The organism is Lysinibacillus sphaericus OT4b.31 (assembly GCF_000392615.1).
GTDB classification, from domain to species: Bacteria; Bacillota; Bacilli; order Bacillales_A; family Planococcaceae; genus Lysinibacillus; species Lysinibacillus sphaericus_B.
Genome location: NZ_KB933398.1, coordinates 2004158 through 2026178, shown reverse-complemented (window position 1 = coordinate 2026178; position 22021 = coordinate 2004158). Strand labels below are relative to the sequence as shown.

The 22021-nt window shown below is 37.5% G+C and carries 15 protein-coding genes, 1 pseudogene and 1 riboswitch; of the genes and pseudogenes, 5 read left to right on the top strand and 11 right to left on the bottom strand.

Annotation, left to right across the window (positions count from 1 at the left end; all coding sequences use genetic code 11):
• Positions 1–342: 342 nt before the first annotated feature.
• Complete coding sequence (locus H131_RS09280) at positions 343–4263, top strand: S8 family serine peptidase (RefSeq protein ID WP_010858851.1); 3921 nt, start codon at positions 343–345, stop codon at positions 4261–4263.
• A gap of 565 nt (positions 4264–4828) precedes the next feature.
• Here the strand turns inward: H131_RS09280 and H131_RS25835 are convergent.
• The 4 genes from H131_RS25835 to H131_RS09265 all read right to left on the bottom strand — a co-directional run bounded on the left by H131_RS25835 (position 4829) and on the right by H131_RS09265 (position 10046).
• Positions 4829–4954: a hypothetical protein gene (locus H131_RS25835; protein ID WP_268890980.1), complete on the bottom strand. Its 126-nt coding sequence runs from the start codon at positions 4952–4954 to the stop codon at positions 4829–4831.
• Positions 4955–5112: 158 nt separating this feature from the next.
• Entirely contained in the window at positions 5113–5346 is a 234-nt protein-coding gene (locus H131_RS25300) for a sigma factor (RefSeq protein WP_010858850.1), read from the bottom strand.
• A 291-nt stretch (positions 5347–5637) separates the two neighbouring features.
• Positions 5638–7818 carry an amidase family protein gene (locus tag H131_RS09270; RefSeq protein WP_010858849.1) on the bottom strand — a complete coding sequence of 727 codons (2181 nt, stop codon included), beginning with the start codon at positions 7816–7818 and terminating at the stop codon, positions 5638–5640.
• A gap of 188 nt (positions 7819–8006) precedes the next feature.
• Positions 8007–10046, bottom strand: coding sequence for a methyl-accepting chemotaxis protein (locus H131_RS09265; protein ID WP_010858848.1), 2040 nt, complete (start codon positions 10044–10046; stop codon positions 8007–8009).
• A gap of 575 nt (positions 10047–10621) precedes the next feature.
• On the opposite strand from H131_RS09265, the gene H131_RS24315 reads away from it, so the two are divergent.
• From H131_RS24315 to H131_RS09255, 3 genes and pseudogenes are all read left to right on the top strand, one after another.
• The gene (locus tag H131_RS24315; protein ID WP_010858847.1) at positions 10622–10789 is read left to right on the top strand and encodes a hypothetical protein; all 168 of its coding nucleotides are present in this window, start codon (positions 10622–10624) and stop codon (positions 10787–10789) included.
• Between the two features lie 426 nt (positions 10790–11215).
• A riboswitch (cyclic di-GMP riboswitch) is annotated at positions 11216–11326 on the bottom strand.
• A 616-nt stretch (positions 11327–11942) separates the two neighbouring features.
• Complete coding sequence (locus tag H131_RS09260) at positions 11943–12134, top strand: hypothetical protein (RefSeq protein ID WP_010858846.1); 192 nt, start codon at positions 11943–11945, stop codon at positions 12132–12134.
• 94 nt (positions 12135–12228) lie between these two features.
• Positions 12229–12423 (top strand): annotated as a pseudogene (locus tag H131_RS09255) (IS3 family transposase); the annotation flags it as partial.
• Between the two features lie 99 nt (positions 12424–12522).
• Here the strand turns inward: H131_RS09255 and H131_RS09250 are convergent.
• The 4 genes from H131_RS09250 to H131_RS09235 form a co-directional block, all read right to left on the bottom strand.
• Positions 12523–13467 (bottom strand): ABC transporter substrate-binding protein, encoded by a 945-nt coding sequence (locus H131_RS09250; RefSeq protein WP_010858844.1) that lies wholly within the window; start codon positions 13465–13467, stop codon positions 12523–12525.
• Between the two features lie 155 nt (positions 13468–13622).
• Positions 13623–14417: an ABC transporter ATP-binding protein gene (locus tag H131_RS09245; RefSeq protein WP_010858843.1), complete on the bottom strand. Its 795-nt coding sequence runs from the start codon at positions 14415–14417 to the stop codon at positions 13623–13625.
• Positions 14418–14432: 15 nt separating this feature from the next.
• On the bottom strand, positions 14433–15449 hold the full coding sequence (locus tag H131_RS09240) for a FecCD family ABC transporter permease (protein WP_010858842.1): 1017 nt from the start codon (positions 15447–15449) through the stop codon (positions 14433–14435).
• Positions 15446–16501, bottom strand: coding sequence for a FecCD family ABC transporter permease (locus H131_RS09235; RefSeq protein ID WP_010858841.1), 1056 nt, complete (start codon positions 16499–16501; stop codon positions 15446–15448). Before H131_RS09235 ends, H131_RS09240 begins: the two co-directional genes overlap by 4 nt.
• Positions 16502–17284: 783 nt before the next feature.
• Between H131_RS09235 and H131_RS09230 the strand changes: the two genes are divergently transcribed.
• A complete protein-coding gene (locus H131_RS09230; protein WP_010858840.1) occupies positions 17285–19060 on the top strand; it encodes an oleate hydratase in 1776 nt (591 codons plus the stop codon).
• Between the two features lie 811 nt (positions 19061–19871).
• On the opposite strand, the gene panD is transcribed toward H131_RS09230, so the two are convergent.
• Genes panD through panB form a run of 3 tightly spaced genes read right to left on the bottom strand, consistent with a single transcriptional unit; the run spans position 19872 to position 21948 of the window.
• Complete coding sequence (gene panD, locus H131_RS09225; protein ID WP_010858839.1) at positions 19872–20255, bottom strand: aspartate 1-decarboxylase; 384 nt, start codon at positions 20253–20255, stop codon at positions 19872–19874.
• Between the two features lies 1 nt (position 20256).
• The gene (gene panC, locus H131_RS09220) at positions 20257–21111 is read right to left on the bottom strand and encodes a pantoate--beta-alanine ligase (protein ID WP_010858838.1); all 855 of its coding nucleotides are present in this window, start codon (positions 21109–21111) and stop codon (positions 20257–20259) included.
• The gene (gene panB / locus H131_RS09215) at positions 21112–21948 is read right to left on the bottom strand and encodes a 3-methyl-2-oxobutanoate hydroxymethyltransferase (protein ID WP_010858837.1); all 837 of its coding nucleotides are present in this window, start codon (positions 21946–21948) and stop codon (positions 21112–21114) included. It abuts the gene before it with no gap.
• Positions 21949–22021 lie beyond the last annotated feature (73 nt).

Sequence of the window (22021 nt, the reverse complement as noted above, 5' to 3'; positions counted from 1 at the left end):
TCCCAGATCACATATAAACCGATCCTTCCAATCCCTCCTTTTACTGCCCTCCTAATTTTCTATAAGCAACTACACCACCGACTGTATTTACAACTGCTTCCTTGATAGGATTAATTGAAAAAATTAATGAATTACTGTAAGTCATTCACAGTTCTAAAGTTCTACTTTTTATTCAATTACCAGGAAGATAGATTTAATTTATATTTCATAAATTGATACTAATTATCAATATTTCAGAACATTTAAATATTTAGATTCTCGAATTAGTTCCATTGTGATAAATTGGAAATATCACACTAATCTGAAAAGTGTGGCAATTAAAGGAAGAGGAGGAAATGAGATTTGAAAAATTTTAAGTTTATGAAGTTCTTAAGTAGTATCCTAGTTTTCGTTATGGTGCTTTCTCTATTGGTTCCATTGTCGAGTGCTAGTGCTGAAGAATCGAAACCATTCAAGCAGGATAGTCAAAGCGAAAGTATAATTCAACTAAAGGCGGCTATTGCTGAACAACTAAGCTTGTCTAAAGATGGTCCAACTCTCCACGAAAGCTTACAAAATGTATCAGGCAATCAAGAGGTTGCAGTCATCGTTCATTTATCTGAAAAGCCTGTTGCACTAGAGCAAGGAATAAGCCAAGTCAAAGGCCAAAAATTCTCTAATGCTCAAGCAAAAGAAGTTCGTTCCAATGTAAAAGTACAACAAGCAGAAGTTAAAAAAGAGTTAGCTATTAAAAATGTTCAGATGACTCAAGGATACACATTTGATACTGTTTTAAACGGTTTTGCGGCAACTGTGAAAGCAAATGATCTCCCGAAACTGCTTACAGTAGAAGGAATTACATTAATCGAACCTGATGCAATTGTTTACGCATCAGAAGATAATACGATGAAATCATCGGAACTTATGAAGGAAGATCAATTAGAAGCTCAAATGAATACAAGTAATTCTTTCCTTGGAATAGAACAGCTTTGGAAGGAAGGAATTGAAGGACAAGGAATAAAAGTAGCAGTATTAGATACTGGTATTGATGCAGATCACCCTGAGTTTGCAGGAATTTATAAAGGTGGAAAAAACTTCATTCCAAATTCAGCGACTTACACGAAGCATCGGGCAGATAACGATGCATCGGAAACATTGCCTTCGGAGCGTCCAGTCGGGACACCTGAATTTAATGAAAAAGGAAGCTCGTTCTATACTTCTCACGGTACACATGTTGCTGGAACAATTGCAGCAATCGGAGCTAACGAATTCGGTATTAAAGGAATTGCGCCAAAAGTAGACCTTTATGCTTACCGTGTTCTTGGGGCATACGGAAGTGGAGCTACATCTGGTATTGTTAAAGCAATTGAAACTGCTGTAATAGAAAAAATGGACGTTATCAACCTTTCACTTGGCGGGGGAGCTAACTCTGAAACGGATGCTGGTTCATTTGCTATTAATAATGCAATGATAGCTGGAACAATCGGAGTAATTGCAACAGGGAACTCTGGTCCAAATCGCGGAACAATGGGTACTCCTGCAACCGCTCGTTTAGGAATTGCTGTTGGTAACACAACAAATCCTGAAACAATGTATAACGGGGAAGTGAATGTTACAGTTGGCAACTACAACTTAACAAAACAGCTCCCATTAATGGGAACGACTTTTGGGAAAGATTTAGCAACACAGCTTCAAGGAGAATTTGACCTAGTTGCTGTTCCTGGAAACGGCGAAGTAAAAGACTTTGAAGGAATTGATGTAGAAGGTAAAGTTGCATTGATTTCTCGTGGCAGTAATGCATTCGTTGATAAAATTGCGAATGCAAAGGCAAATGGAGCAGTCGCAACAATTATTCATAACTTTGCTGGCGGAACGAATGCACCGAACATTTCAGGCACATTCCTTGGTGATTCATTTGATTATCTGCCAACAGTTGATATGTCCCAAACGGATGGCAATGCAATGCGCGCTGCATTAGCAGGCGGAACTGGAAAAGTAAGCTTTAGTAAATTCTCTTCCACAAAGACACTGGGGGATGATGTAAACTCTTCCAGTTCACGCGGACCATCTACACCAAACTTTGATATTAAACCAGATGTAAGTGCACCTGGAACAAACATTATGTCAACGATTCCAATGTATAAAAAAGATTTCCCTGATGCAGATTATGGAGAAGCTTATGGTCGTAAAACAGGAACATCTATGGCAACACCGCATATTGCAGGTATTGTTGCATTAGTTAAACAAGCAAATCCTGGTTGGAACGCGTTCGACGTAAAAGTGGCGCTTTCTAATACAGCACAGGTTTTAGATAAAACAAAATACGATGTGTTTTCTCAGGGTGCAGGGCGTGTAAATGCTTATGCAGCAGCTCATCCAGAAATTCTTGCCTATGCACTTGATAGCGCAATTTTGGATGGAACTGGTGCAGTTACAGAAAACTTGAAAGGGACAGTTACTTTCGGTCCACAATCACTTAAAAACCAGGATATTTCTGTAACGAAACAAGTTTTAGTAAAAGATATTAAAGGGAACGGCGGCAATTATAACGTATCAATTGATGTGACAAAAACATTTGGTGATGCAACTGTTACAGTAGATCAGCCGACATTTAATCTAGTTGGTGAGCAAGTTTTAAATATTACATTAACTGCTTCACAAGCTACGGCACCAAACGGCTCTGAAATACTAGGGTATATTTCCATCAGCGGTGGAGTTACAGAAATTTCATTACCATTCGCAGCTGACTTAGGCGGCGAGGCAGTAACGGAAATTAAAGATTATAAGATTACAGAAACAGACCTATCCTTTAACGGAGATGGAGTGAAAGACTCAGCTGTACTTTCATTCACTTTAACTGGAGATGTAACAACTAACTATATCGAGCTTTGGGATATTATGAATCCTGAAGGTGGAGAATTCGGAGATGGCTACATTGGTTATCTACATGCAGGTACTGCGCTAGGAAAAGGCTCTTATACGCTAAATGTTGGTGGGCAGTATAAACCATGGGGTTCAGAACCTGCCACAAAGATTCCAGATGGCCTGTATACAATGGACTTCACTGGTCTTGCAGCATCAGGAGCAGTTTCCGATTATGTTGGGCCAATTGTCGTGAAAACGACTAAACCAGAAATTACTGGTTCAGTAGCTGATGGTGTCGCTACAGGACAGATAACAGACAAGTATATCGACTACAATAAAGAGTTATATTTATACGATTTAAATTACAATTTAAATGATAAATTAAAAGCTTCCTATATTTTGACGGTAAATGGTGAAGTACAAGCACCAGCTGCTTTTGAATTAAATCAAGACGGTAGCTTCACATTCCCAGTAACAGCAGAAACTAATGCTGTATCAGTAATAATTAAAGACGCTGCCGGGAATGTTGGTGAAGCAATGATATATGAAAAAGAAGTAGTAGCACTTTCTGTAAATCCAACTGAGCTAGACCTAACAGCTGGAGAAACTGCACAACTTACGGTAACAGAAACGTCAACACCTGCAGAAGGTGATGCAACAGAGGAAGACGTAACTTCAAAAGCTACTTATGTTGTTGGTGATGAAAATATTGCAACAGTAGTAAATGGATTAGTAACTGCAGTAAGTGAGGGCACGACTACCATTACTATTTCATCTGGTGATAATAAAGTTGCTGTAAATGTTAAAGTTAAAGCACCTGTTGTAGAAATACCAATAGTAACACTAGAAATTGACCAAGCTCAGGTTGAAACTAGTATAGGTAAGGAAGTTACAGTTAAGATTACTGAAGTAACTACTTTTGATGGGAAAACAACAGAAAAAGATGTTACAAAGCTTGCAACCTACCAAGTAGCAAATGATAATATAGCTACTGTAAAAGCAGGGGTGGTAAAAGGAAAAGGTCAAGGTAATACGACGATTACGGTAACGTATGGTGAGCACACACTAACATTTGATGTGTTTGTAAAGCAAGGTGATGACAACGGTAATGGCAATGGTAACGGTAATGGAAACGGTAATGGTAATGGCAACGGTAATGGCAATGGCAATGGCAATGGAAACGGAAACGGAAACGGAAACGGTAATGGCAATGGCAATGGCAATGGCAATGGCAATGGCAATGGCAATGGCAATGGCAATGGCAATGGCAATGGCAATGGCAATGGCAATGGCAATGGCAATGGCAATGGCAATGGCAATGGCAATGGAAACGGTAATGGCAATGGAAACGGCAATGGCAATGGTAACGGTAATGGCAATGAAATAATAATGAAGTTTCCGAGGATGATTTATAATTAATTTCAGTTCAAGCAAAAAGAGAAATTGCACAGCGCAATTTCTCTTTTTGCTATTTATTATAAAGCAATCCCTTTAAAAAGATTATCTCCTACTAAACGAACTGTGACATATTCTTACTGATTTTCTTGCCATATTTGATACAAATCAGTTCCTCTCTATCTCTCCCAAATCAACGTCATTTGATGTAGAAGCGCTTCCCCTGTTTGCTTTTTTTCTTTCGTTACTTTGTCAAAGTCAAATTCTCCATAATAGATAGCGTCCGTGTATTGACTGTCTGGCAAAGCAAATTGATCAGAAGCTTTGAAAACCTTACCGTCCGATTTTATTAAGTTATCTCTAGTTGGAGAGTTAGCAATTGATTCAACATAATATATAAAGCTAATATTTTTTACTTCACCATCTATTTCAATTTCTAAAGGATGTTTCTTATGTGAACCTGCATGACTTTCTCCAAAATAATTAAAGATAAGCGTTCCACTGCCGTTTCTTCAATTTTAAATCTGCTGAGTAAGAAATTGGCTTTGTGCTAACAATGAAAATAATGCAAAGCCTATTACAGTAGTAGTTAAAATCGTTCCTGAAATAAGCAGCCATTTTTTCGATTCCATCGTTTATTCAACTGGCTGAATAATGACGGCTTATTCTCAATCGGCAGCAAGTCTTGATTAACCGCACATTTAATATCCTTCATCTTGTTTCGCCTCCATATACGCCATTATTTTCTTTTTTGCTCGATAATACGTAACCCTCGCCCAACCATCACTTTTACCAAATAGCTGACCAAATGCCTCAAAAGAAAGTTCACCAAATATTCGAAGGGAGAAAAACCTCTTTAATAAGGCTCATCCATTACGTGTAAAAACGGTGAATCATAAGTGCCGGTTCTTCATTTGCTAAATAATCTACAAGCTGAACATCATTTTTCGCTGACAGCTCTTCCTCATTTAACTCGCGTTGCTGTTTATTATATCGAGTAAAATATGTATTTTTAGCGATTGTGAAAAGCCATGCCCTAACATCTTTTTTGCCGTCAAATTGATGAATGGATTTTAGTGCCTTAAAAAATGGAGGCCCTACCGCCACTCTCAATGTATCTTTCCCAGAACCATATGCATTTTTTAGTTTAAGCGTACCTTTAGGAAATTCAAGTACAAGTGGCTACTATAAGGTCAGAGGAGTTTGGCACTTACAGAATGTACACAAAGAGTATCCATGACGTACTGAAAATATTGACATGCTCGAAGTTTTTCATCGTTTAATGGGTATACGTAAAAAAGACTTCTCATAAGTTCGGACTGCTTATAAGAAGCCTAAATCTTTTCTATAATTTTTGTGTAATCTATATAGTTCCTGAAGAAAGTTCTCTATCGACTTTTACTTCGTGGGCTTAAAATGATCATCTAGATATCGGGCCATAAATGTGGCAAAATGTTGACGCGATATATTAATATTCGGCTTAAATTCACCGTTGGAATAACCATTAGTAATATTATTCGCTACCAACGCAGAAATATAGTCATGAGCCCAATTCCCTTTTGGAACGTCCTTAAAATCGGTTGGATAAGTTCCTTTTAAGTCATAGGCTAACACTAGGATTGCAGCCCCTTGCGAGCGGATTAATTTTCCGTTAGGGTCAAAATATCTTTTACCTTGGGCATTAACTTTTCCGTTGACGATACCTAATTCAGCAGCCTTAGCAATCTCCCCATATCCATAATCGCTAGGTGATACATCAACAAATCCTGGGTTGGTGACATCTGAAAAGTCGACAATTCCCTTTTCTTTTAAAATCAATTGTATAGCTTGTAAACGTGTAATTGGATTATTTGGTTTAAATGTTCCATCTGGATAACCTTTAACAATTCCTTTGTCTGTCAAATACTTAATTTCATCGACATATGAACTTACATCTTTAAAATTGGGCTTTTCATCTACATTCATTTTGAAATTAGGCGTTGTTTTAGGTAGCGTTCTAGCGTTGGTTGCTTGTTCAAAAGAATAGGCTATATCTAATAGAGATTGTTCATTGTATGCCAATCCCAAGAAAGAGATCCCAACAGGTAGTTCTTCCCTCGTAGCACCGGCAGGAACAGTAATTTCAGGGAATCCTGTAGCCGTCGCTACATAACTCGCGGCATACGTGTCATAGGATTCACATACATATGTCGGGTCATCCTTATCGAATCTTGGTGATGCAGGACATGACATTGTTGGAAAAACAATTGCATCCAAGTTTTCCTTTTCCATTATTGATTGCACTTCATTACGTACTTTAGGTATATCTTGTGTTACTAAATGATTGTATTCTGGTGTGTCTTTAAACGCCGCTTGTTTCAAATTCGTTTTTAGGCCTTCCAAACCCGCTGGATTTACTGGCGTTGCTGAATTCAAAACCTCTGGAGACTCACTGATTTTGATGATTTCTTCTAGCGTTTTTGGCTGACTTTCTGGGAACTGTTTTAAATACATCTCCAATTGAACCTTGAAATTTGCTTCGTTAATTGGCCCAATAATGGGCGTCCACAGATACTGTGTCGTCTCTGAGAAAGATACCGGGATAAGCTCTGTCCCCATTTCTTCCATTTTCTTTAAGGCCTCATTCGTAATGGTTTCCACTTCGGCGTTATCTCCAAAGAAATCAACAGCTACACCAATTCTTGCATTTTTCAGGGCAGCATTGTCTAAAGACTTACTATAATCTTCAACAATATGTCCCTTTGCAGCTAATGTTTGGTCATCCTTTTCATCGACTCCTGCCATAAAACTCAATGCAATGGCTAGATCTTCTACAGATCTAGCCATTGGACCAGGCGTATCGAAATTTAACGAGGACGGAACGACTCCGTCACGACTGATTAAACCTAACGTCGGTCTAATCCCGACTAGACCCGTAACATAGGATGGTCCTCTAACAGACCCAGATGTATCCGTGCCTAATCCAAATACACCGAAGTTTGCTGTGATTGCTGCAGCAGTTCCGCTACTAGAACCAGAAGCATCACGTTTAAGGTTGTAAGGGTTCAAGGTTAAACCGCCCAAAGAGCTATATCCTAACCTCCCATATGATGCTGCGAACTCTGACATATTTGTTTTTCCAATGATAATGGCTCCTGCATCCTTAAGTTTCTGAATAGTAAAAGCATCTTTTTCAGGGTAAGCTTCCTTTAGTGCAACAGAACCTGCTGTTGTAGGCATTCCTTTTACGTTAAAATTATCTTTGACAACGATTGGAATACCATGTAGTACACCTCTTGTACCTTTACTTTGTCTCTCTGCGTCCAATTGCTTTGCAATCTCTATAGCTTCTTCATTAATGTTAGTAAACGAATTAATCGTAGGGCCTTGCTTGTCATATGCTTTTATACGTTCTAGATAATACTTAACCAACTGCTCAGAAGTAATTTGATTGTTATCCAAAGCATTCGAAATTTCTCTAACACTCTTTTCGAATGGATCAAATTCGGTTTCTTCTGCAGAAACACTTGCCAATGGAAGCACGGCCATTACTACCATAAGGGCTATCAAGGTTATAACACGATTTGATAATTTAAACATGATGTTTCCTCCCTATTTCTAAATCCAATTAAACATAAAAGTTTTTCTTCCGAAAATTATATAAAAACATTCAGGGGATGGTTTATACAATATGAATGTAAATTATAAACAAGATTATAGGTTGTGTAGGTATGTGCCGTTAAACCCAACATGTTCCTTTGGTTATTGGCTTGATAGAAATCATACTTTTACAATTTAAATTGCTGGATAGCTTCCTCTAATTCACCTGACATTCTAGCTAACTCTTGAGAAACCGATGAAACCTCTTCCATTGAGGCACTCATTTCTTCGGAGGATGCCGCGACGTTTTGGGAATAATTATTTACTTCAATACTCGTTTTTGAAACTGCCTCTATGTGAACTACCACTTCAGCTATATGATTCTTCATGTTTTCCATTGCTATGCTGACCTCGGAAATTTTTGTTGTTCCAGCGATAATGGAGTCCTTTATTTCTCCAAATGCTTTCCCGCTTTCATTCACGAGTTTCATTCCTTCTTTTGCCGAGCTTACCCCTAGATTTACAAGACCCATCGAATCTTCAATGCCATTTTCAATATCATGAATAATTTCATTGATCTGCAATGCTGAGTTGCTGGATTGCTCTGCGAGTTTTCGAACTTCATCCGCCACTACTGCAAATCCCTTTCCATGTTCGCCAGCTCTTGCAGCTTCAATTGCAGCATTCAAAGCCAATAAATTCGTTTGTTCCGAAATGGACTGTATGATTAAGCTTATTTGTCTAATTTCATTTGATTTTTCATTTAACATGCTAATTTTCTCAGCGGAAGAACTTACGTTTTTATCAATCTCACTCATCTGACTTACCGTTTGTTCCACGACTTCACCGCCCTGTTTAGCAGTTTCCGTTGAATAATGGATGGAATCTTTCACATTGTCCATGCTCACTGTCACATCGTCCACATGCTTAAACACCTCATTGATAATACCTACTGCGTTTTTCATAGCGGCATCCTGTTCATCTGTTCCAGTAGCAACAAGTTGGATCGATTCGGATATTTCATTAGAAGCTTTTTGATTCTCGATCGAAGATGCTGCCAGCTCCTCAGATGTAGCAGATAATTGTTGAGATTCATTCGAAATTTTTTTGATTGTTTCTTTTAAACTGTTAGACATCGTATTGAAATTCTCGCCCATATCCCCGATTTCATCATTCACCTTTACCGTGACTTGTTGAGTCAAATCACCTTTTGACATCGCTAAAGACAAATCACTAATTCTTTTAATTCTCTTCGTTATACGTAAACTCATAAAAATTGAAGCTACTACAGCAAGAATAGCAAAAATCCCACCTATAATGAAAAGCATCGAGCGTATGAAAGTGGCCGTACTTAAAATTTCGTCCTTTTTTATGACAGCAATATACTTCCAGCCATCAATTTCTGAAGTGATTGTGTTTAATACATAGTCTTCTCCATCTAGTTCAGTTTCAAATGTGCCATCTTTGATTGAAGGAATGTTTAGTTTAGAAATTGGTTGGAAGTTCAATTCAGGATCTTTTGGATGTGCAAGGATTGTTCCATCTTCTTGCGCGAGAATTACATACCCATTTTTACCTATACTGATTTCCTTGATAATATCTGTTAAGCCTTCCAAACTTACATCTAAGCCTAACACACCTGTCTGTTTTCCATCTTTTTCAATCGACACTACATTACTTACTATAATTCCCTCTATACCCGTTGCCTCATAGGCACTTGTTAATTTTACTTCTCCTGGTTTTTCATTAGCCATGGTATACCAAGGACGGTCTCTAGGATCGAAACCAGCTGGGGTTGGCCCCTCGGGATATTGGACATAACCTCCATCCGATGTACCTATATAAACATAAGAGGCTTTAGGATGACTATTACTAAATTGAGAAAACACATCAAAAATGGCTTTCTCCTTATCCCCATTTTCTGAAGGGGTCATATCAATTGAGCCTTCTCCCGCTACATCTTTATAAGAGGTAATACTTGAATCGGCATTTAGGATGGAATGGTCATTAGCTAATAACTTGACATTTTCCCTAATCGTTTCAAAGTATAGAGAAATTCCATTGTCCACCTGTTTAATTTCTCTCTCGCTGAAACTGATATAATCATCCTTGGTTTTTTCGCTAACTATTTTATTAACTAAAACTCCAATAAAAACAATCGGTACTAATGACAGTAATAAAGAGAAAACTAATAACTTTGCTTTGAACGAAATCCTTTTCTTATTCATTTAAATTTTACACTCCTTGTATATTAGTAGTAAGAACTCTTTCCACTGATCTGGACAACTGGAGGATCTGTTGGATTTCCTATAGGAGATGGTCGCCTTTTGGCTCTCTCACTCTTTTTATGTTTTACCTGTTTAACTTACCGAGGGAGCCAAAAATCCATTTTTATCCTGTCTTAATAAAGCTCACAGGTGCTACCTGTTTATTTGAGTTGCCTAAATTCATATAGTTTGGACGAGGATGGAGGATGCTCTATTTTAGTACTTCGTCCTTTTTTATTTCATCTTTTATTTCACTCAGACCGTGCCCATGAGACAATGAAACGGACAAGGTTGACACAGAAAATAGCCTTCTCTCCTTGTTGGCGCTTAATAGTGTACTGCTTGATAAGCCTGCTAACCCATCGTTCATTATGGAAGTTCTAACCACTAGCTGCGACGTTGGTGAAGAAGAGAGTGTAGAGCTCATTTTGGTATTCTTCCCTTTGATTTTTAATAAAGATGCAGACATCGATGATACGACTGGGCACCCAGGTCTGAGACAATCTTGATTAATCCTAACTTAGGAAGTTATTGGTTTGTCACAAATGCTAGTCGGTATCGACGTGAGTTTGCGCTCCCATCATGTCCATTTCATACATGGCGAGGGTCACACACTTGCTGATTTTTCTATTCCCAATGATACAAAAGGTGCAAACTGGATCTACGTCAATATCCTAGACACAAAAAAGTTAAGTCCATTTTAGAACAGCATCCATTTACGGAGCGTCTTGTATCCAGTGAAACCAGTCAAGTGAAAGACCGCACTTGACAGCTTCCGCTGGATACTGGAAACACACCCCATGGATGTCATTCCGAAAAATTATGTAGGTAGGGTAGATAAGGAAACCGAATTTTCTCTTCTAATCAAGCTACTTCTTTACGGCATAAATCTTCTAGTTGTTGGGGCGTTACAATAGTTAATAGCCCCGTTAATACGTCTTCGGTTCTACCCCTATTCCATGTTACTAAAGAGGACCAATGGTGCAGTTTTTTGTTAACTTCAAGAATCTATTAATCCTTTCCAACTACGTATTTTCGCCAAATTCATTCCAGGTGGTTTTAAACACTCCAAAAACTATTCTATTTAATATAGAATAGCCAAAGGATTTATATATGTATTAATCCATAAATTTGGTAACCAGGCGATCATTGTTTAGATTGCAGGACTTTTGATTAATCCCTAAACTTTAGACCCTAGGCTTTGCGTCCTGCCCTTTCAGAACAGTTTGCCTTTAACTTCTATAGTTTTAGTTTACAGTTACGCTCACTTATAATCTCACGTAACTCTACAAACTTCAAGACTATTCGATTACTCCTGATAGTTAATCTATGTAAAATGAATCATTAGAACGGTTCAAAACCAGTGAAAAAGTAGTTTTTTTGTTCACTATGTATAAATTTTTATAGAAATGAAGTCCAAAATATAATTTCAAATTAGTAATAGATTTATTTTGGCGACATTATCTGGTATTAGGCTGTTACTATCGCTTCACCCGCCTAATATTACTACAATGATAACTAATCTCGATTGCTTTACACACCTAATTGGCCTATCTCCCAGTTCGAGATAGACCATAAAACCATTTGAGCTTCGCATTTTCTCCTTCAATGGAAGCTCTTTTCTTATGGTTTCCTTTGTACAACTACGCCTCTTTTAAGTGATGTTAACATAAATATCCAATAAAAAAATCATCTCACCTCTAAGAAATCTAAAGGAGAAATGATTTTAATCAAACTTTATTATAAATAATTAATCTTTTTTACAAATGTTATTCATTTTGAACTTGTCGTTTTTATGCCGTTTGCTGTGACATTCCGTAGTATACTTTTATCACAACAAACTAAAGGAGTAAATAAATGCTTGATTCTAATCCTAATTGGCTGGCACATTGCACAGAAATAAAAGATTTAGCCAAATCATTATTTCAAAAATCAACGATACATCTTGATAGTGCGGCTCCCTTATTGATTACGGATGGCCAAACCACTCTATCCATTAATGGGCACAAAGAGCATATTGTATTTGGGCATTGCTCGTCTTTACCTTGAGGGGAAACATAGTTATTTGGAACTTCAGGATTTATATAAGGTTTCTTATAAATGATTCAGGGATGGATTCGTTTATATCAAATAGAAATTGTTTGACAACGCTGTCATGGAAAATTTCTTTGGCTTATTAAAGTCTGAGTTGCTTTACCTGCAAGAATTTGAAAGTATGGTGCACTTTGAAAAAGAATTGGATGCCTATATTCATTACTATAATCACAAACGTATGAAGACAAAATTAAAAGATCTAAGTCCAGTACAATATCGGACTCAGATCTTAGAAGCTGCTTAAATTATTTGTCTAACTTTTTTGGGTCAGATCAAACTCCATTTTTGAGTTTGTCTACAGTTAGAATCACCTTCAATATTACGAAGGTGATTCTTGCTTTTATTATTTTTCTAAAACAAAATCAGCAATTTCGTCTAAAATCATTTCTTTTCCAAGTGGGAAGTATCCTTTATTTACTGCATCATTATTAATGATAAATACGCGGTTGTTCTTAACAGCGTTCATGTTTTTCCAAATTGTTTCTTCTTGGAATTCTTTTAAGCGTTCAGAACCGTCACCTGTTGTAAATACGAATAGGTAATCTGGATTGTAGTCAATTAAAGCTTCTTTTTGTACTTGTACTAATGGTTCATCCATTGGTGTACCAGGAACTGCTGGTAATTTTAAATCTTTAAAGATTACGCTACCGTAACCATAGTCACCGTATACACGGAATGCATTTGGATATGCAGCCATTTTCATGAACGTCTCATCACCAGTTTTAGCAACGATTTTATCGTGTAACTTACTTGCTTTGTCATCATAATTTTTGAACCATTCTTCTGTTTCTTTTTCTTTATCGAAGATTTTACCTAATTCCTCAAACTTAGGACGCCATTGATCTAATGGAGTTTCTAACATAACAGTAGGTGCAATTTTAGATAGTTGATCATAGATTTTTTCTTGACGATTATTTATAAGAATTAAATCTGGTTTTGCAGCAGCCACAGCTTCGATGTTAATTTTGTCACCCCAAGCAGAGCCGACAGGTTTAACATCTTTCAATTTATCTGCAATATGTGGATCAATCTCTTCTTGAGACGTATTTGCAGTAATGATTGGTTTCATTCCAAAGATTAATAATTCTTCTGTTGAACCACTAAGGTCAGCAATTTTCTTTGGATTTGCAGGGATTTTAATTTCCCCTTTAGCATGCACTACAGTACGCTCTTCAGCTTTTGCGTCTGCTTTTTCTTCTTGTTCTTTCTTATCTGAAGAACAAGCTGCAAATAGTATAGATGTAACAACTAATACCATTGCTAGTAACGATAGTTTAAATTTCTTCATATTTTTGTTCCTCCCGGATAAATTGTATGTGACCCATTTCATTCTAATGGGTGTTCAACATCTCAGGCTAAAATGAGAAGCTCAACGCCCATTAGAATGCTCCCTCTCTCTCTATTTAAGAGAGGAAGCCCCTCCCCTTATGCTTTTTTCAGTGATTAATTATGAAACATCATTAAATCGTAGGTTAAACAGATCGGCTTACTGTTTACAGGACATGAAACAATTAGTGCCTCAATTTCAAATACATTCCGAAGTGTCTCACTTGTCATTACTTCGTCTGGCGTTCCTTGGTGAATCAGTTTGCCAGCTTTTAAAGCAACCATATGATCAGAAAAACGAGAGGCATGATTTAAATCATGAATGACCATAACGATTGTACGGCCTTCTTCCTGATTTAACTTCTTCAATAATTTTAATATTTCTAACTGGTGAGCCATATCTAAGTAAGTTGTCGGCTCGTCTAATACAAGTAAGTCCGTTCCTTGAGCAAGTGCCATCGCAATCCATACTCGTTGACGTTGACCACCTGATAAAGCTTCTGCTGGACGCTTTGCAAACTCTGTCATCCCTGTCACTTCAAGTGCCCAATGAATATAGCGATAATCTTCTTCTTTCAGCGTGCCAAATCCATTTTGGTGTGGAAAACGACCATATGAAATAAGCTCAAACACAGTAAGACCAGTCGGCAATTCTGCAGTCTGGGGTAAAATTGCCATTTTCTTTGCAATTTCTTTTGTTGACTGTTTCTCAATTGCTTTTCCATCAAGATAAACAGTCCCTCGTTTTGCCTTTAAAATACGAGACGCTGTTTTTAACAAGGTAGATTTCCCACAACCATTTGGTCCAATAATCGTTGTAATCTTTCCTTCGGGGATCTCCACTGATAATCCATCTATAATTAATCCTTCATTATAGCCAACGGATACCGAATCAACTGCTAAAGTTACCATCAAAAAAGACTCCTTTTATTTTGTCCTCATAAGTAAATAAATAAAATATGGTGCACCAATAATAGAAATAACGAAACCGACTGGTATTTCTGAAGTTGTTAGTACACTTCTTGAAATTAAATCTGCAAATAGTAATAGCAAAGTGCCAATTAATGCTGCTGTTGGTAACATGATTTGATGTTTTCCCCCAACAAGGCGTCTTGCCAGATGGGGTGCCATTAAACCGATAAATCCAATACCACCAGCTACAGCTACCGATGCACCAGCCAAGCACACGGCGATAAATAATAATTTACGTCTTTCCTTCTCCACATTTACACCAAGGCCTACCGCTGCTGCATCTCCTAAATTCATCACATTTAATACATGCACTTTGAGAAATGCAATTGGTAAAAATATAAGCATCCATGGAAGTGCACTTAATACAAATTTCCAATCTGTTCCCCATAAACTCCCTGCTAACCAAATGGTTGCAAAACGAAAATCATTAGACGTCATTTTCATTGAAAAAATTAAACTGACAGCACCAAACCCTGCTGCAACTGCAATTCCAACAAGTATTAAACGAGTTGATGAAACACCATTTTTCCAAGCAAGTGTATAAATAATAACCGCTGCCAATAAAGCACCCACTAAAGCAAAAAACGGAAGAATGAATACTGATATTAACGTACCGGTCCCAACTTTTCCGAAGAAGAAGTAGACGAAAATAACAACCGTCAATCCAGCACCAGCATTAATACCGATAATTCCAGGGTCAGCAAGTGGATTTCGAGATAAACCTTGCATGATTGCCCCTGATATTGCTAGCGCTGAACCAACTAAAATAGCGATAACCATTCGAGGCATACGAAACTCGAATAAGATGACAGATTGATCTTCGGCGCCTAACCCAATTAACGATTTCAATACATCTATTGGCGGTATTTTAAACGTTCCTGTATTTAAGCTAATTAAGAATATAAACACAATTAAGCAAACTAAAATGGCTATTACTGACATATTCTTTTTTGTTAAGATACCTTGCTTCATATTTTCCCTCTCCCCTCTTTACGAGCTAAGTAAAGGAAGAATGGAACTCCAATTAAAGCTGTAATTGCACCAATTGGCGTTTCAAATGGTGGATTGATAACGCGAGATAACATATCTGCACATTCGATTAACAACCCACCTAATACCGCTGAACATGGAATAACCCATCTATAATCAGATCCAACGAGAAAACGTGTCATATGTGGGATAACAAGTCCTACAAATCCTACAGAACCTGCCATAGATACAGCTGAGCCTGTTAAAACAAGCACAAGTACGGTTCCAATAAATTTAATTAAGGTTGTATTTTGTCCAAGCCCAATCGCAATTTCTTCACCGAAACTTAAGATGGTAATGTATCTCGATATGATAATTGCTATCACAAGACAAACTAGTCCAATTGGTAGCAACATCTCAATACTTACCCATTTCACACCCGAAACGCCTCCTGCATTCCACATGCTCACTTCTTGAGCAAGATTGAAATAAAGTGCGATACTGGATGAGATGGCCCCAAGTAAGGCACTGATTGCTGCTCCAGCTAACGCTAACTTCACGGGTGTTAGCCCTCCTGGTGAGGATGCACCCACACCATAAACAATACTTGCACCAAATGCTGCACCCATAAATGAAGCAATAACAAACATTATGTATGGGGAATTAGGGAAAAATGCATAAGTAATTGCAATTCCAAATACCGCACCATCTGTAATCCCCATTAAAGATGGTGAGGCAAGAGGATTTCGTGTCATACCTTGCATAATTGCTCCGGATACCGCTAGAAATGCACCAGCGACTACTCCTCCAATTGCTCTTGGAATACGAAGCTCCCAAATGACACTATGATGTGTAAGTGAATCATCGAATTGAAAAACAGCTTGCCAGACAGTCTTTAAGCTAATATCCGCTGCCCCAAACGAAATGGACATTCCCATACTTAAAGCTAATAAAATCGTACCTGCTATTAAAATAATCGAAGCAATAAGCGGTCTGCTCTTAATCTTTTTCATATTCGTTTCTTGTTGTTCCATGCTCTTCGCGCTTGCTTCCATTCGTTAACCATCCTAACTAACAACATATGTTTAATAAAATGAGAGTCATTCTCAATTGACAATAAAAAAATAAGGTTGTTCGCCTTACTTGATAATGATTCTCATAATCACTCGTCCTATTCTACATACCACCCTAAATAGTTGTCAACATTATTTTTTAAAATATATTAATTTTGTTCTTTTATATATACTTCAACTCGCCCAAAAGCCTTATATCAAGCGATTTCCAAGGAGAGAGGGTATGATGTTTAAATTATTCGAAAATACTAAATTTGAATAGAATTGATATAGTTTTATAAAAAATAGATTTTGTAAGCACAAGAAAAATGAATAAATTTGCACATATGAATAAAGTGGATTGACATGCTATGAGAAAGCAATTGTGCTTGTAAATTTCGGATGTTGAATGACCTTTTTATTTTCTCACTATAATAATTATGCAAAGCTGCCCTCAAAACTTTGCATACTTTACCCTTTTAGGAAAGCCTTGTGGTTAATTTTATAGAAGGAAATCACGCAATGAATCCCCGTGCTATAGTTTGTTACAGGTTAACCGCTACAAGAACAATGTAATTTTCAGATATTGCCTAATTCCTTTGATGAAAAAGGTATCAATAAATAATTTATAAATATGCAATGAATTGTTATGTCAAACGAGAAGGATAAGTATATCTACAGTTCAACTTCAAATTTGAATAATTTGTTAATTTTTCTCTCGTTTTACCATTTTCATGTAAATTTATGATATTCTATATTAGAATAATAATTTATGGAGGCGGTATTATGTATTACAGTAATGGTAATTATGAAGCTTTCGCACGTCCTAAAAAACCTGAGGGTGTTGATGAAAAATCAGCGTATCTTATTGGTTCGGGGCTAGCCTCACTTTCAGCCGCATGTTTTTTAATTCGTGATGGCCAAATGAAAGGAGAGAATATTCATATTCTCGAAGAGTTAGATATCTCAGGAGGTAGTCTGGATGGTATTCTAAATCCGACAAGGGGTTTTATTATTCGTGGTGGTCGAGAAATGGAAGATCATTTTGAATGCTTATGGGATTTATTTCGTTCAATCCCATCTTTGGAAATAGAAAATGCTTCTGTTTTAGATGAATTTTATTGGTTAAATAAAGAAGATCCTAATTATTCTAAATGTCGATTGATTGAAAAAAGAGGACAAAGACTTGAGGATGATGGAAAATTTACATTATCTGATAAATCATCTGAAGAAATGATTAAATTATTTTTTACTCCTGAAGAGAAATTAGAGGATAAAAAAATTACGGATGTTTTCTCTGAAGAATTCTTTGCATCGAATTTTTGGCTATATTGGTCCACGATGTTTGCTTTTGAAAAATGGCATTCTGCAATGGAAATGCGTCGTTACATTGTGCGTTTTATTCATCATATTGGTGGATTACCTGATTTATCTGCTTTGAAATTCACAAAGTATAACCAATATGAATCTTTAGTACTTCCTATGATTAACTATTTAGAAAAGAATAATGTTGATTTTCAGTACAATACTGTTGTAGAGAATGTTTTGATTGATAGAGTTGGAGACAAAAAGGTAGCTCAAACTTTGGTGCTGAGACAGAATGGTGAGAAAAAAAATATAGAGCTAACGGAAAATGAACTGGTTTTTGTGACAAATGGAAGTATCACAGAGAGTACAACTTATGGTGACAATAATACACCAGCCCCTAAAACAACCGATTTAGGTGGTAGTTGGTCTCTTTGGAAAAATATAGCTTCACAAGATGCTGAATTTGGTAGACCAGAAAAATTCTGTGATAATCTTCCGAAAGAAAGTTGGTTTGTTTCAGCAACACTCACTACATTGGATGCTCGAGTTGCTCCTTATATTGAAAAAATCAGCAAAAGAGATCCATATGCTGGGAAGGTAGTTACCGGTGGTATTGTATCTGCTAAAGATTCTAATTGGATGCTAAGCTATACGTTGAACAGACAACCTCATTTTAAAAATCAACCAAAAGATCAATTAGTCGTTTGGATCTATGGTTTACTATCTAATAAACCAGGTAATTTTATTAAAAAAAGTATCACTGAATGTAGTGGAATCGAGATAGCACAAGAGTGGTTGTACCATATGGGCGTACCTGTAGATGAAATACCAGATTTAGCCCAGAATTCATGTAATACAATTCCATGTTATATGCCTTTTATAACATCTTACTTCATGCCTAGAGCATTAGGTGATCGTCCTTTAGTTGTCCCTAACGGATCTGTTAACTTAGCCTTCATTGGGAATTTTAGTGAAACAGAAAGAGACACAGTATTCACAACTGAATATTCAGTAAGAACTGCGATGGAAGCTGTTTATCAATTATTAAATATTGATCGAGGCGTCCCAGAAGTATTTGCATCTGCTTTTGATATTCGTACTTTATTAGCTTCAACCTCTCGCTTACTGGACGGAAAAAAATTAACAGATATTGATGCTCCATTTATCTTAAAACAAATAGGTAAATTAGGTATTCACAAAACGAAGGAAACAATAATCTATGATTTACTCAAAGAAAGTGAATTGATTGAATAAACTAACATCAAGTAAAGTATTGTGAAAGATTGATGATTTCTCATAAAATTTAGATAAAAATCGGCTTGTTGATTACTATGATAATCACAAGCCATTTTTATTTACCAATTAATATACTCTAAAAATCAAAGTGACAATAGACTAATTATAGGAAGGCGCACTTCTCAAAAATTCCCCCTCATTTATTAAAATCGTCGCCAGCAGCATTAATAGCTAGTTCATTGTATACGTTCTATAAACTGCTCTATTTGAGGTTCCATATTTTCCACGAAGCTTCACTACCATGAATGAAGATGGTTGGATCCCCTTCTCCCCTTACTTCTAATATAAGTGTTTTAAAACACGAACAACTTATTACCAAAATTTAATATATTCTTACAAATTCCTTCTTTCATTAAGCTGCACCGTTAGTTGAATAAAAAAAGAACTTTCTAAACAGCTCAATGATCTTCAAGTAAGGCCCCGTTAGTGAAGTGATTAAGGATTGATAATTTCACTAGAATATTCTCTTAAATATTCAATGGCTAATATCTCTGCGCCTTCCTCCGTCTCAATCAAAGACACTCCTTTTTTTATAGGCCTCCAATACTCCTATCCGCATTCTTCCTGCCACATATATACTCCTATTGTAAAAAGTCCATCCTTACTGGTAATAATGTGTATCGTATAGCATCTCCTGTTCAACTTACCTGCACCGGGAGTTGAAGAATATATAATTTAACATCTCACACATAAAAGCTGAACTAATACAAAAATTAGTTCAGCTTAAAAATAACTTGTTATTATATTACACATTTTATAAAGAATTTAATTACAACACCGTAGCTTCAGGCTCATAGGCGATCATTTCTTTAATGGTATTACCTTCGTCCATAATAGCGACGGTTGGCTTATGATCCTTTGCCTCTGTATTATCTACATAGACATAAGAAATGATAATCACGATGTCTCCCCGTTGTACAAGTCGTGCAGCTGCCCCATTGACACAAATCACTCCTGACCCACGCTCACCTGCAATAATATACGTTTCGAAGCGTGCGCCATTGTTATTATTTACGATATGCACCTTTTCGTTTGCTAGCATACCTACTGCATCTAAAATATCTTCATCGATTGTAATGGAACCTACATAGTTCAAATCCGCTTCTGTAACAGTCGCACGGTGGATTTTGCTATTCATCATCATTCGTAACATTTTATAAGCCTTCTTTCATATTAAAAATACAGTTATCGATTAAACGGGTGCTACCGATATACACAGCAGCCGCCAAAAGTACTTGTTCAGTGGCAGCAGTGACGGGGGTTAAATCAGGGTACGCTAATAACTCAATATAATCGATTTTGCCATGTATTCGCGCTGTAAGGTGATATTTCGCTTTTGCTAGGGCACTATTTGCATCTCTGTTTGCTAAAAAGTTGTCGCGTGCCAGTAGTAATGCTTCGTTAATCGCCGGAGCTTCTTGACGATCTTGCTCACTTAAATAGACGTTGCGAGAAGATTTTGCTAAACCATCCTCTTCGCGCACAATCGGCACGACACGCATCTCAAGTGGGAAGTTATAGTCGCGTACCATTGTAGCGATAATTGCCACTTGCTGGGCATCTTTTTGTCCGAAATAAGCACGAGTTGGCTGTGCCAAATGAAATAACTTTGCTACGACCTGTAAAACACCGTCGAAATGACCAGGGCGGCTAGCTCCGCAAAGAATTGTCGCCTGTTCACCTGCATACATGCGCAACCCCCCGCTATTTGGATACATTTCTTCAACACTCGGTGCAAAAACAATGTCCACGCCTACAGACTCTGCCATAGCTATGTCTCGTGGTAAATCACGAGGATAGCTTTCAAAATCTTCATTTGGACCAAATTGAGTCGGATTCACGAAAATACTCATAACTACTAGATCATTTTCTTCACGAGCTGCTTTCGCTAATGTTAAATGGCCTTCATGTAAATAGCCCATCGTTGGCACAAGACCGATTGTTTTTTGTCCTTGTTTGGCAGCTTGAATTTCTGCTGTGAGCGCTGTGATAGTAGTGAAGACTTTCATTTACTTAACGCCTCCATAAAGCTGATCCAATGCATCTTCTTTCATCGTAAAGAAATGCTTCGGTGCTGGGAATGTGCCCGCCTTCACAGCATCCACATAGCCAGCAATTCCTCGACTTGCCTCACTGCCCATATCGGCAAAACGTTCCACAAATTTTGGTACATGGTGTGAACCATAGCTCAGCATGTCATGGAACACTAATACTTGCCCATCCGCTTCCACACCAGCTCCAATACCTATAGTAGGGATAATGAGACTTTCAGAAACCATTTCTGTCACCTGATGTGGAATACACTCTAATACAACTGCACAGGCACCAGCCGCTTCACATTTTTTCGCATCTTCCAAAAGCTTTGCTGCTTGCTCAGCTGTCTTCCCCTGTACCTTATAGCCCCCAAGTACCCCAGCAGATTGTGGTAGCAAGCCTAGATGAGCAACCACTGGAATACCAGCGGATGTCAGTTTCGTAATAACAGGTATGACATCTCCTGCTCCCTCAACTTTTAATGCATCGGCTCCCGTTTCCTGCATCATGGACACAGCTGTTTTCAATGTGTCATTACTATCGCCATGATACGAGCCAAACGGCATATCAACGACCATAAACGTATTCTTTGCCCCACGGCGTACAGCTTTTGCATGATGCACCATATCTGCCACTGTAACTGGCATCGTAGAATCATAGCCTAGCACGACCATTCCTAGTGAATCTCCTACTAGAATCATCTCGACGCCCGCTTGCTCCGCGAAATTTGCAGCTGGGTGATCATACGCTGTCAGCATAACGATTTTTTCACCGGCTGCTTTCATCTTCCAAAAATCTGATGTTGTTTTCATCATGTAGTCCTCCTTTTTTAGAGGAAGAAAACAGAAAAACCCTTCTGTTCCTAAAAATGGGCAGAAGGGTAGT